Source organism: Phytopseudomonas punonensis (assembly GCF_900142655.1).
GTDB lineage: Bacteria > Pseudomonadota > Gammaproteobacteria > Pseudomonadales > Pseudomonadaceae > Aquipseudomonas > Aquipseudomonas punonensis.
In genome coordinates this window covers 1-12,443 of the sequence record NZ_FRBQ01000015.1, presented here as the reverse complement: position 1 = coordinate 12,443, position 12,443 = coordinate 1, and the positions used below count along the sequence as shown (strand labels likewise).

At 64.4% G+C, this 12,443-nt stretch carries 12 protein-coding genes; 8 read left to right on the top strand and 4 right to left on the bottom strand.

Annotated elements, in window-relative coordinates:
* Positions 1-147 precede the first annotated feature (147 nt).
* The 5 genes from BUC40_RS21965 to BUC40_RS21945 all read left to right on the top strand — a co-directional run bounded on the left by BUC40_RS21965 (position 148) and on the right by BUC40_RS21945 (position 6,219).
* A complete protein-coding gene (locus BUC40_RS21965; protein ID WP_073268873.1) occupies positions 148-1,800 on the top strand; it encodes an MFS transporter in 1,653 nt (550 codons plus the stop codon).
* Positions 1,797-2,423, top strand: coding sequence for an isochorismate family cysteine hydrolase YcaC (gene ycaC / locus BUC40_RS21960; RefSeq protein WP_073268871.1), 627 nt, complete (start codon positions 1,797-1,799; stop codon positions 2,421-2,423). The genes BUC40_RS21965 and ycaC overlap by 4 nt, the downstream gene beginning before the upstream one ends.
* A 128-nt stretch (positions 2,424-2,551) precedes the next feature.
* Positions 2,552-3,454, top strand: a complete 903-nt coding sequence (locus BUC40_RS21955; protein WP_073268940.1) for a LysR substrate-binding domain-containing protein — start codon at positions 2,552-2,554, stop codon at positions 3,452-3,454.
* 151 nt (positions 3,455-3,605) lie between these two features.
* Positions 3,606-4,562 (top strand): GlxA family transcriptional regulator, encoded by a 957-nt coding sequence (locus tag BUC40_RS21950; protein WP_073268869.1) that lies wholly within the window; start codon positions 3,606-3,608, stop codon positions 4,560-4,562.
* Between the two features lie 211 nt (positions 4,563-4,773).
* Positions 4,774-6,219, top strand: coding sequence for an ATP-binding protein (locus tag BUC40_RS21945; RefSeq protein WP_073268867.1), 1,446 nt, complete (start codon positions 4,774-4,776; stop codon positions 6,217-6,219).
* A 7-nt stretch (positions 6,220-6,226) separates the two neighbouring features.
* Here the strand turns inward: BUC40_RS21945 and BUC40_RS21940 are convergent, their stop codons facing one another.
* From BUC40_RS21940 to BUC40_RS21930, 3 genes are all read right to left on the bottom strand, one after another.
* Positions 6,227-6,631: a helix-turn-helix domain-containing protein gene (locus BUC40_RS21940; RefSeq protein WP_073268865.1), complete on the bottom strand. Its 405-nt coding sequence runs from the start codon at positions 6,629-6,631 to the stop codon at positions 6,227-6,229.
* Between the two features lie 131 nt (positions 6,632-6,762).
* Positions 6,763-7,395 carry a response regulator gene (locus BUC40_RS21935; protein ID WP_073268863.1) on the bottom strand — a complete coding sequence of 211 codons (633 nt, stop codon included), beginning with the start codon at positions 7,393-7,395 and terminating at the stop codon, positions 6,763-6,765.
* A complete protein-coding gene (locus tag BUC40_RS21930; protein ID WP_139272228.1) occupies positions 7,392-10,436 on the bottom strand; it encodes a sensor histidine kinase in 3,045 nt (1,014 codons plus the stop codon). The genes BUC40_RS21935 and BUC40_RS21930 overlap by 4 nt, the downstream gene beginning before the upstream one ends.
* 205 nt (positions 10,437-10,641) lie before the next feature.
* Here BUC40_RS21930 and BUC40_RS21925 point away from each other — a divergent pair, with 205 nt between their 5' ends.
* Positions 10,642-10,911 (top strand): hypothetical protein, encoded by a 270-nt coding sequence (locus tag BUC40_RS21925; protein ID WP_073268859.1) that lies wholly within the window; start codon positions 10,642-10,644, stop codon positions 10,909-10,911.
* Between the two features lie 150 nt (positions 10,912-11,061).
* On the top strand, positions 11,062-11,427 hold the full coding sequence (locus tag BUC40_RS21920; protein WP_073268857.1) for an excalibur calcium-binding domain-containing protein: 366 nt from the start codon (positions 11,062-11,064) through the stop codon (positions 11,425-11,427).
* 98 nt (positions 11,428-11,525) lie between these two features.
* Here the strand turns inward: BUC40_RS21920 and BUC40_RS21915 are convergent, their stop codons facing one another.
* Positions 11,526-11,978, bottom strand: a complete 453-nt coding sequence (locus BUC40_RS21915) for a hypothetical protein (protein WP_073268855.1) — start codon at positions 11,976-11,978, stop codon at positions 11,526-11,528.
* A gap of 194 nt (positions 11,979-12,172) precedes the next feature.
* Here BUC40_RS21915 and BUC40_RS21910 point away from each other — a divergent pair.
* The coding region (locus tag BUC40_RS21910; RefSeq protein ID WP_139272227.1) for a transposase at positions 12,173-12,443 on the top strand (271 nt) is incomplete at its 3' end.

Sequence of the window (12,443 nt, the reverse complement as noted above, 5' to 3'; positions counted from 1 at the left end):
CAGGAAGGCTGAGTTTCGCCTGCACGTACCAGGCGCCTGGACTTGCGTAGCTAACGACGAATCATTTTTTAATCGACGCCTCTGCGCCGCCTCGGGCACGGCTGTGCCCATTTTTTACCGACACCGACTTTTTTAACGAGATAAGCCATGACCAGCGTCACCCAACCAACCACCGCCGGCCCCTGGAGCCCGCTGCGCACGTCAGTGTTTCGCTGGCTATGGCTGGCCAGCATCGCCTCGAACATCGGCACCTGGATGCACGAGGTCGGTGCCGGCTGGCTGATGACCTCGCTGTCGGCCAGCCCGTTGGCGGTGGCCATGGTGCAGGTGGCGGCGGCACTGCCGATGTTCTTTCTGGCTTTGCCGGCTGGCGCCCTGGCCGACATCGTCGACAAGCGTCGTTACCTGCTGACCGTGCAACTGTGGATGGCGACCGTGGCGGTACTGCTCGCCGGCCTGACCCTGCTCGGCTTGATGAACGTACCGCTGCTCCTGCTGCTGACCCTGGCCATGGGCATCGGCACAGCGCTGATGATGCCCGCCTGGTCGGCGCTGACGCCCGAGCTGGTCGGCAAGAGCGAGCTGCCTGCTGCCGTGGCGCTGTCCAGCCTGGGCATGAACGTGGCACGCGCCATCGGCCCGGCCATCGCCGGTGTGCTGGTCAGCCTCAGCGGCCCCTGGCTGACCTTCGCCCTCAATGCCGTGTCGTTCCTGGCGGTGATCGCTGCGCTGTACGCCTGGAAGCGCACGCCCACGGTGAGCATCCTGCCAGCCGAGCGGCTGTTCGGTGCAGTGCGCCTCGGTGTGCGTTATGCGCGCAGCGCCAAACCCTTGCAGGCGGTGCTGGCGCGTACCTTCGCGTTCTTCGTTGGCGCCAGTGCCGGCATGTCGCTGCTGCCGCTGCTGGTGCGCCGCGAGCTGAACGGCACGGCGGCGGACTTCGGCATCTTGCTCGGCTGCGTCGGCGCCGGTGCCATCGCCGGGGCGATGTTCCTGCCCAAGTTGCGCGAGCGCCTGCGCAGCGACGTGATCGTCGCCGGCGCCAGTGTTGCCTACGCCGCCGTGCTGTTCGGCCTGGCCTTCATTCGCGACTTCTACCTGCTGATTCCGGTGATGCTGGTCAGCGGCGGCGCCTGGATCGCCGTGCTGTCGAGCCTGCAGGTGGCGGCGCAGACCTCGGTGCCGAGCTGGGTGCGGGCCCGCGCCCTGGCGGTGTACATCCTGGTGTTCTTTGGTTGCAGCGCCCTGGGCGGTATCGTCTGGGGTTCGCTGGCCAGCGAATACTCGCTGAGCGTGGCGCTGGCCGGTGGCGGGGCGATGCTGCTGCTCGGCGTGCTGCTGTCCTGGCGCTTCCATTTGCCGGTCACTGACAGCGAAGATTTGGCGCCCTCGGTGCACTGGCCAGCGCCGGTACTCAGCGCCGACCTGGACCGCGAGCGCGGTCCGGTGATGGTCACCCTGGAATACGACATTCCTCAGGAAAACGCCGAGGCGTTCAGCCACGCGATGCTCGCCGTGCGCGCCATGCGCCGGCGTAACGGTGCGCTCTCCTGGGGCCTGCTACAGGACAGCGAGAACCCGCAGCTCTGGCAGGAATTCTTCTTCGACGCGTCCTGGCTCGAACATCTGCGCCACCACGGCCGCGTCACCGTGGCCGAGCAACGCATCGAAGCCAACGCCCGCCAATACCAGCGCGAAGGCGTGGCCGTACGCATCCGTCACCTGCTCGGCGTGCCGCCACCGCGTGGCCCACAACCCCCTTCAAACACCCCTCATGCAACCACAGGAGTTTCACCATGACCATTCCCTACAACCGCCTGGACAAAGACAACGCCGCCGTTCTGCTAGTCGACCACCAGGCCGGCCTGCTGTCGCTGGTACGTGACATCGACCCGGACAAGTTCAAGAACAACGTGCTGGCCCTGGCCGACATCGCCAAGTTCTTCAACCTGCCAACCATCCTCACCACCAGCTTTGAAACCGGCCCCAACGGCCCGCTGGTACCGGAGTTGAAGGAGATGTTCCCGGACGCGCCGTACATCGCCCGCCCTGGCCAGATCAACGCCTGGGACAACGAAGACTTCGTCAAGGCGATCAAGGCCACCGGCAAGAAGCAGCTGATCATCGCCGGCGTGGTGACCGAAGTCTGCGTGGCGTTCCCGGCGCTGGCGGCCATCGAGGAAGGCTTCGACGTGTTCGTGGTCACCGACGCTTCGGGCACCTTCAACCAGATCAGCCGTGATTCGGCCTGGCAGCGCATGACTGCCGCCGGCGCCCAACTGATGAACTGGTTCGCCGTGGCCTGCGAGCTGCACCGCGACTGGCGCAACGACGTGGAAGGCCTGGCGAAGATCTGCTCCGACCACATCCCGGACTACCGCAACCTGATGACCAGCTACTCGGCACTCACCGAAGGCAAGTAAGCAGCGCGTCTCAGAGTAGGATGGGCGGCGCTGTATGCGTCCACCTGCTGGGCAACAGGCGGCAGCGTCAGGTTTTCCTGCGCGCTGCCCCTCCATTTCTTCGGCGCAGCCTTTTCCGGGAGCTCATCGTGAACCGCAACGACCTGCGCAAAGTCGACCTGCAACTCTTGGTCGTGTTCGAAAGCCTGATGCACGAGCGCAACCTCACGCGCACGGCGGAAAAACTCTACCTCGGCCAGCCGGCGATCAGTGCCTCGCTGACCCGCCTGCGCGATTACTTCAACGACCCTCTGCTGGTGCGCAATGGCCGCGAGATGGAGCCCACGCCCCGCGCGCTGGAAATCTTCCGCCGCCTGCCGGCTGCCCTGGACGGCATCTCCCAGGCGATCAGCGAGGTGCGCGACTTCGACCCAAGCAACAGCACCGCAGTGTTTCGCATCGGCATGTCCGATGATGTCGAGTGCGGCCTGCTGCCTCAATTGCTGACCCACCTGCGCCAACAGGCGCCCGAATGCGTGCTGGTGGTGCGCAACGCCAATTTCCTGCTGCTGCCCGGGCTGCTCGCCACCGGCGAAGTGTCCATCGGTATCAGCTACACCACCCAGTTGCCGGCCAACGCCAAGTGCCGCAGCCTGCGTGATATCCGCGCCATGGTCATCCGTGCCGACGACGGCCTGCCGGCGCTGAGCCTGGACGACTACTGCACGCGGCCCCATGCGCTGGTGTCGATGTCCGGCGACCTGTGCGGCAACATCGACCAGGACCTGGCGCGCCTCGAACGCAGCCGCAAGATCGCCCTGGCGGTGCCGCATTTCAACGGCCTGGGCGCGCTGCTGCGCAACTCCGACATGATCGCCACCATCCCCGATTACGCCGCCGAGGCGCTGGTGCAGGGCGGCGGGCTGATCATGGAAGAGCCGCCATTCGAGATCGTGCCGGCGCAACTGACCATGGTCTGGCGCGCCGCCCAGGATCAGGACCCGGCCGAACGCTGGCTGCGTGAGCAGATCCTCGCGTTCATGGCGGCCTGATGCCTGCCAGCAACACTTTAGTGTTGCGCTGCTGCACCCCTTGTGGGGCTGTTTAACCGGCTGCCATGCCTAGATAATCGACGCAGACTTGCAAACCTGACAGGTGCCCTACGACGGCATCTGCTGTTTTCCCTTGCGTTCGAGACCTTGCATGACGACGAAAACCGTCGCGATTCTGTTGTTCCCCGATGTGTTGATGCTCGATGTGGCGGGCCCCATCGAGGTGTTCTCGGTCGCCAACCGCTACCTGCCCGAAAGCGATCACTACCGCATCGTTACCCTGGGCGCCGAGTCGCTCAGCGTGCGGGCCTCCAACGGCATCGTCATGCAGGCCGAGCAACTGGCCGTCGACGCGCCGGTGGCCTACGACACCTTGTTGGTACCGGGCGGCCCCGGCGCCTACAACGACAGGCATCCGCACCTGCATAGCTGGCTTTGCGAGGCGGCCCAGGCGTCGCGGCGGCATGGCGCGGTGTGCACCGGCGCCTTCATTCTCGGCGAAGCCGGGCTGCTCGACGGCCACCGTGTGACCACCCACTGGCATTACCTGGATCGCCTGGCCAAGCGTTTTCCCAAGGCGCAGCTGGAAACCGACCAGCTGTTCACCAAGGACGGCAAGCTGCTCAGCTCCGGCGGCGTGACGGCAGGCATCGACCTGGCGCTGTCGATCCTCGCCGACGACCACGGCAAGAAGCTCGCGCTGGATGTCGCCAAGGTGCTGCTGGTGGTGATCAAGCGCCAGGGCGGCCAGGCCCAGTTCAGCCCATTGTTGCCGCCAGCTGGGCAGGGCAGCACACCGCTCGAGCGGGTGCAGCAGTACGTGCTGGAGAACATTCAGGAGCCGTTCACCGTTGAGCAATTGGCCGAGTTGGCCGCCATGAGCGTGCGCAATTTCGCCCGCGTGTTCACCCGCGAGCTGCAGATGACGCCCATGGAGTTCGTACTCAATGCCCGTATCGATCATGCCCGCTCACTGCTGGAAAGCACCGACCTGCCGCTGAAGACCGTGGCCTTTCGCAGCGGCTTCGGCAGCACCCGGCATATGCGGCAGATGTTCGACAAACGCCTGGGACTGACCCCGATGCAGTACCGTCACCAGTTCGGCTGATCCGCTGGCACAGGGCCGCGATACCCGTGATAGAGCGTTTCGTCGGTTGTCCGAGTTGCGCACCGCGATGGCCGAATCCGCCCCCCCGTGCCGATGTCGCCGGGCAGACGAACGGTAGAGAATGATTCTCTTATCAGAACAGGAGCGGCAAAGCGCCGAGCAGCCGAGACCCGATGGGTGACGTCCGGCATGGCGGGATGCTGAACAGGACATGCGCGATCTCCAATCCAATGGCAGCGATACCGTCCTGCGCTTCGGCCGCTTCGAGTTGCACCCCCAGCGTCGTCTGTTGCTCGACGGCGAGCGGCCACTGCCGATTGGCGCCCGGGCCCTGGACATCCTGCTGGTGCTGGTGGAAAGCGCCGGCAAGATCGTCAGCAAGGAGGCGATCATCGCCCAGGTGTGGCCAAGAACCTTCGTCGAAGAGATCAACCTGCGCGTACACATCTCCGCGCTGCGCCGGGTACTCGGCGTGTGCCCGCAATCGCGGGACTACATCACCAACGTCCGCCAGCGTGGCTACAGCTTCGTTGCCCACGTCGAGCAGGTCAGTCAGGCCGGGAGCGAGACGCCGCGTACGCCCCGCGAGCTGCCCAACCTGCCGGGCCGGGCGGTGCGCATCGAGGGGCGCCAGCGGCTGATCGACGAGCTGACCCGCCGCCTGCACACGCGCCGGCATATCACCCTGATCGGCCCCGGCGGAGTCGGCAAGACCACCGTGGCGCTGCGCGTCGCCCAGCAGCAGCTCGGCCACTTCGCCGATGGTGTGCGTTTTGCCGACCTGGCAACCCTCGCCGAGCCGGCGCAACTGGCCGCTACCCTGGCCTCGGAAATGGGCATCGCGGTGCCCGAAGGCGTCGATGCCCAGGCCCATCTGCAGGCCACCCTGGCCAACCGGCACATGCTGGTGCTGATGGACAATTGCGAGCATCTGGTGGATGCCTGCGCCGCACTCAGCGAGGCGCTGCTGCAGGCCGCTCCCAGGCTGCACATCCTGGCTACCAGCCGCGAGGCGCTGCGGACCGCCGAGGAATACGTGCAGCCGCTGGCGCCCCTGGAGTCACCGCCGCTGGGCAGCCACCTGCGCCTGGCCGCAGCGCTGCGTTATCCGGCGGTGAAGCTGTTCGTGCGCCGGGCACGGGCGCGCCAGGCGGATTTCCGACTGCGGGAAAGCGATGTGCCGCAGGTAGCCGAGCTGTGCTGGCGGCTGGACGGTCTGCCGCTGGCCATCGAGCTGGCCGCGGCCCAGCTCGATGTACAGAGCCTGGACGGCATTCTTGCCCAGCTCGCCAACCACAGTTACCTGAGCCTGCTCGGGCGGCGCAGCACGCCGGCCCGGCATGCCAGTCTGCTGGCCTCGCTGGAGTGGAGCTACGCGCTGCTCAGCGCCGAGCAGCGTCGCTGCCTGCAAGGGCTGGCGCGTTGCGACGCGTACTTCACGGTGGCGGATGCGCAGCAGGCCCTGGCCGATGTGCAGGTCAGCGACACCGGGCGATGCGCTGCCGTGGCGCGCCTGGTGGCGCTTTCGCTGATTGGTCTGCGGCGCGATGGCGGGCTGGTCTATTACCACATGCTCGGCTGCACCCGCGCCTTCGCCCGCGAGAAGGCACGTGAAGCGGCGCTCGCCAGTGCCTGGGACACTCCGGCGCTCGCCTAGGCGCCGACTAGCAAGCGACGCGTGGCAGGTCGGCTGGCTGGGCCTGATGCTGGCGCTTGAAGGCCAGCGGCGTCATACCCTGGCTGCGGGCGAACACCCGGCAGAAATGCGCCTGGTCGAAGAAGCCGCACTCCATGGCGACCTGCGTCAGGGACAATTGCGAATGGCGCAGCAACGCCATGGCCTTGCCCACCCGCTGCTGGCGCAACCATACGTGGGGCGACAGGAGGGTGCTTTCCTTGAACTTGCGGGTGAAGTGGCTGCGTGACAGGGCGCAGGCCTCGGCCACTTCGGCGACCGATATGCCGGCATCCAGATTGGCCAGCATCAGTTGCTTGGCGATGTCTTCCTGCCAGTCGGCGAGTTTGCTGGCCGACGTTGGCGAATGTGCGGAACCCTGGATGGTCTTCATGCTGATATCCCGACTGGCGCCCGGGCGACATCGTGTCGCGGGGCAGCAGGGATTGTTGAAGAGCGGGGCGGTGGCGGCGAGTTGCGTAATGTTAATTAAGGTTAAGCCGCCGTCTAACGCTCGGCCGGGCGCTACTGCCAGCCGTCGATGATGCCGCGCTGCAGGGCGATGCTCACCGCATGGGTGCGGTTGCGCGCCTTGAGCTTGGTCATGATGCTGCGCATGTGGCCTTTGACCGTGTCTTCGCAAATCGCCAGTTGCGTGGCGATATCGCCGTTGCCCAGGCCCTGTGCCGCGCGTTCGAGCACCTGGATTTCCCGCGGGGTGAGGCCGTCCTCGGCGATGGCGTCGAGCAGCTCGCTGGCGATCGGTTCCGGGAAGTAGCGCTTGCCGGCGGCCAGGCTATGGATGGCGCTGAGCAGCTCCTTGCGCAACATGCTCTTGAGCAGATAGCCACGGGCGCCGGCCTGTACGGCTTGCAAGGCGCGGGCGTCGCCGCTGTAGGTGGTGAGCACGGCAATGCAGGCATCGGCGAATTGCCCGCGAATCGCTCGGATCGCCTCGGTGCCATTGAGACCGGGCATCTGCAGATCCATCAGGGTCACATCAGGACGTAGCTCGGCGTAGCGCTGCACGGCCTGCTCGCCGTTGGCGGCTTCACCAACCAGCTCGATGTCCGGGTGAGCCTCAAGCACGGCGGCGATTCCTTCGCGCAGCAGGGGATGGTCATCGACCACTAGCAGGCGGATGGGGGCGTCGCTCATGCATCGTCTCTCCTTAGTAGGCGCGCGATCCAGCGGCGCCAGGTTTGTCGGCGCTGGTCGATATAAGCCAGCGCCGCGTCGAGCTGCAGCTCCACGCGGGTACCGCCGGCATCGGTAGCCTTAACCTCAAGCGTGCCACCGATCTGTGTCGCGCGCTCGTGCATACCACGAATGCCCCAGCGCGCCGGCTTGCCTTCGGCCGAGGCGTAAGGTGTCGCGATGCCCTGGCCATCGTCGCCGATACGCAGGCTGAAACGCTGCGCACCATAGATCAGCGTCACTGCTATCTGCCGCGCTGCTGCATGGCGCACGGCATTGCCGATTGCTTCGACGGCGATGCGGTACGCTGCGTCATGCACTGCTGCAGTCAGCGCGCGTGGCTCACCCTGTACTTGAAGGTTGAAGGTGATGCCGGGCTCATCCAGCTTGCTGCCATGCTCGGCGAGCTCGGCTGCCAGGTTACCGTCATCTGTTCCAGCCTGACGAAGCTGTTGCAGGCGCTCGCGGCCCTCGTTCATCACGTCATCGGCGCGATCCAGCGCGTGCTCCAGCCGCGCGCGTGCCGGGTGGTCAGCGGCCAAGGTGTTGGCAGCGGCCTGGAAGCGCAGCATCAGCCCCTGCAGGCTTTGCAGCAGTGTGTCATGCAGTTCGCGAGCGATGCGTTCGCGCTCGTCCTGCTGGGCTTGCAATTGCAGTTGCACGCGCAGCCTGTCGCGGCGCACCACGCGGCGGTGCAGCCACCACAGGGCGAGCAGCAGCGCAGCTGTCATCGGTAGATAGAAGATCGGCCGCAGGTAAAACACCTGTGCCACGCTGAAGGCCAGCACTGTGGGGGCGGCAGGCTCGCCGCCGCCCTGATCGAATACCTGTACTTCGAAGCGGAAATCACCTGCCGGCAACGCTGTGTAGGTAGCGCGCCGCTGGCGCCCGGCTTCGATCCAGTCACGCTCGTAACCGGCTAGCCGATAGCGGAAAGACAGGCTCTGTGGCGCCCGCAGGCTCAATGCCGTGTAGTCGATCACCAGGCGCTGGGCGTCGGCTGGCAGCTGCAAAACGCCTGGCCGCGGTTGCGGCACACCATCGACCAGTACGTTCTCGATGACAACCGGCGGCAAGGGAGCAACTGCAGGCTGGCGCGCCGGGTCGAGCAGGTTCACTCCCGCGCTGGTGGAAAACCACAACTGTCCATCGGCGCCCACCACACCAGTAGGCAGAGGCAGCAGGCGGTAAGGGTCGTTGGCCAAGCTACCGTCCAGGCTGACGGTTCGGTAACGCAGGCGATAACCCGGCTCGGCCAGCGCGCGATGCACTTCGGCGGCCGGCAACAGCATGATGCCGCCCTTGCCATGCACCCACAGGTCGCCATCGTGACCCGGCAGTAGTGCATAGATGTTGTCGAACTGGCCGTTGGCCGGTAATTGCAGCATCTGGAAGCGCGCGCCGTCGAAACGCGCCAAACCATGCTGACCGCCGAACCAAGAAATACCGCCGTGGTGCAGCTGCGCGGTGACATGGCCAATCTGCAAACCATCGGCCGAGGCCCACTGGCGCATCTGCTCGCCCCGGTAGCTGATCAGCAGATTATCGCGGTAGCCGAACCACAGCCGGCCTTCTTCGTCGCTGCCTGCGTTGACCGGCATCAGCTGGCTTGGCATCGCATCCGGGCCTTTTAGCGCGCGCCACTGGTCACCGCGCAACACGAACAGCCCGAGCCCGTTGATCGACACCCACAGGCTCTTATCAGCGGCCACGACCATTGCCCGCACTGCTGCATCGTCTGCCGCCTGCTCAGGCAGCTTTGCCTGCAATGTCACCCCTGCTGGCGTGGCGTGCCAGATGCCATGGGGGCCGCCGGCCCAGACGCCATCATGGCTATCGGCAATCAGGCTGGTAACCGGCTCGGCTATCGACCAGTGCTGCAGGGCTTCGTTGTGCTGGCGCAGCAGCCCACGGTTGCCACTGGCCGCCCAGAGCGCGCCGTCAGCGGCCACCGCCAGAGCAGCGTTCAGCGTTCCGGGTGGCAGTGGCGCAGGGTTCAGCTCGCGCAGCCGAAAGCGGTCGAGCCCGGCGTTGCTGCCGGCCCACACGGTGCCGTCGCGATCCTCCAGTAGCGGCCACAGGTAGTCGGCGCTCAGCCCTTGCGTGCGGGTAACGCGTTCGGCGTCTGCGAGGTTCAGCGGCATGTCAGCGTTCGGGTAGCGGCGCAGGCCATCTCCCGGTGTGCTGGTCCACAGCCCGCCAGCACTATCGAACAGCAGGCCATTGATGGGTGCATCCACCGTTTGCGTCTGCAGGTGCGGCCGTGTACCGGGAATCACGCGGTGCAGCCGATTCACATAGCGTTCGGCAATCCAGATCGAGCCATCCGCCGCCTGGGCGATCTGACTGGCCCAATCGAGGCCGTCAGCCACTTCGGTAAATCGTTGGGTGCCGGCGGGGCGTTGATACAGGTGATTACCGCTGGCGGCCCACACCGTACCGGCGCGATCGACGAACACGGCGCGAGCGCTGCTGGCGGTAAAGCCCTGAGCATCGTCGATGGTCGCCCAGGTATGGCCCTTGAAGCGTGCCAGCCCCTCATGGGCTGCTGCCCAGATCGCGCCTTCGTGGTCACGTGCCAGCCCGTACAGAGCGCCGCCAGGTAAGCCCTGGCCTGCTGGGTAACTGCGCGTCTCGCGTCCCTGAATCAGTCGTGCGCCACCAGCACGCAAGCCGACCCACAAACCGTCGTCCACTGCCAGCAGGCTGGCTACCGTGCCTAGAGGCTGATCGCTATCCGGTTGGTAGTCGACGAAATCGAAACCATCGAAACGCAGCAGCCCGCTGTCGCTGCCGAGCCACAGATAGCCGTCGCGGGTCTGGGCCAGCGCCCCAACCTGATTGGGGCCGTCGTCATCCGCCATGGTCCAGCGATGGTGCTCACGCATGGCCAGCGGCTCGGCCAGAGCCGTTAACCCGAGCAGCCCCGCCAACAACCAGGCGCAACACACCCGTACCCCAAAGGACAGTTGGCGGATATATGGAAAGGCGAGGGTATTCACGGCTGGCGTTCAGGCGGGCAGGGGAGCGTGGATTGTGCCGCTACACCCGACATGGCGCCAGAGTGGCCGGTCATCTGACAGGGCGCACAAAAGTCGCACAGCAGACCGCACGAAACGGTTTCCGGGCGTACACTGAACTTGCGGATGCCAATGCCGCTCTGATTGATCAATTGGATAGATCAGCAACAGCCAGGAGGGCTTAATCATGGGACCGGAAGACCGAGAGTGGTGGCGCGAAGGCCGCCAAAAGCAGGGGCATGGCGCCTCATGGGATAACTTCAAAGCCCAACCCTCATCAAAAGTCAGCAACGTGCTGAGAATTCAACGTCCGCTCAAGCTCGCCACCGCAACTCCCTACGCCCAACTGCAACCCCAGCAATTGATCGCCCCACGTTTAAATACCAGCCGACTATTGCTGATCCTCGGCGTGGTGGCCGTGGTTTCGCTGATCGTCGCGGCGTTTCTGGTGATCTAGATTCAGTGCTCAGGCAGCGCAAAAGGCTTATCAGGTGACAAGCCTTTTTTGTTTGTGGCGCCCGCCGGCTCGTGCAACTCCATCCAGCCTCGCGGTATCGCAAGGTATGCTGCTCTGCACCAGGCAACCTGACAGCAATGGAATGCAGTGATGAAGAAACTGATCATGATAGTGGCGTTGGGTTTTGCGGCCTGGCACTTCTACCTCAAACCACCCGCCAGCCCGGTAATCAGTAATATCGGTGCCAATGGCGCGGTACTCAGCAATCCCATCATCGAACAGCCGGCCCCGGCATTCTCGCTGGAGCGCTTTATCCCGACGTTCGCCAACAATGACACAACACTACGCTCCACCTCCGCAGCTCAGTCCGCCACCACTTACCGCTGCGACGGCCGCACGCATTGCTCACAAATGCGCTCCTGCGAAGAAGCGACCTTCTTTCTGCGTAACTGTCCAGGCGTAAAGATGGATGGCAATAACGATGGGGTGCCGTGTGAGGCGCAGTGGTGCCGGTAGTTAAAGGCTCAGACGGAAAAAAGGGCTTGGCTCTCGCCAAACCCTTTCTTCCCAAAAGTGTTGGTGCTCACTACGTAGGCTAACGCACTACATGCCTACTACTTGGCTTTGAGCAGTACAAAAGCCTCACCACCGCGGCGGTCGTGCATCGCGATAAAGGTTTGCCCAGCCAACGCGAATTTTACCGGTACCGAGCGCGGCACCTGGCTGTTGGCGCTCTCGGCTACAACGTTGAGAAATTGCCGAGTCAGGCTATCGTCCTTCTGTTCTTCGGTAGTTACTACGCATTCCACGCCCGGCTTGAGCTGAACACTTAGGCTCTTGTCTGCAGTGAAGCCTGCAGTCATGAAACCAAGGTCGTCGAGTTCAGTGACGCCGTATGCCTTGGCAGCAGCGATAGAACCCGCGAAGTCCGGAGCGTTCTTCAGGCAGATATCACGAAAGGCCTGGATCGACGTCGAGTTGACTGCAACCGGCTCGACTGGCCCTGACGGCTGGCTGGCGCAGGCACTGAGAAGGGCAGCAGTCGCTGCTAGGTAAAGAGGCTTCATTGGATCATCCTTGAATAGATTGGTTGGCCGCGAAGGATGTCATGAAGCAGGCAGCAACTGAAGCTGGCTTGTTTGAAAGGATGGATAATTCAACAGCCAGCGTGGTCGTGACTCTGGTGAGCGTCTGCTTGTAGTGGTCTACTGATCCCGGACACCCATTTAGGGCGAGAATACTCGCCATAGAGAGGTGTCTGATGACCAAGCAACGTCGTTCCTTTACGCCCGATTTCAAACGAGAGGCCGCTGGTCTGGTGCTCGATCAGGGCTACAGCCATATCGAAGCAGCTCGCTCGCTGGGGCTGGTTGAATCAGCGCTTCGTCGCTGGGTGAAACAGCTCCAAGATGAGCGCCAGGGCGTTACCCCGAAGAGCAAAGCATTGACTCCCGAACAGCAGAAAATCCAGGAGCTGGAAGCCAGGATCGACCGACTGGAACGGGAGAAAGCGATCCTAAAAAAGGCTACCG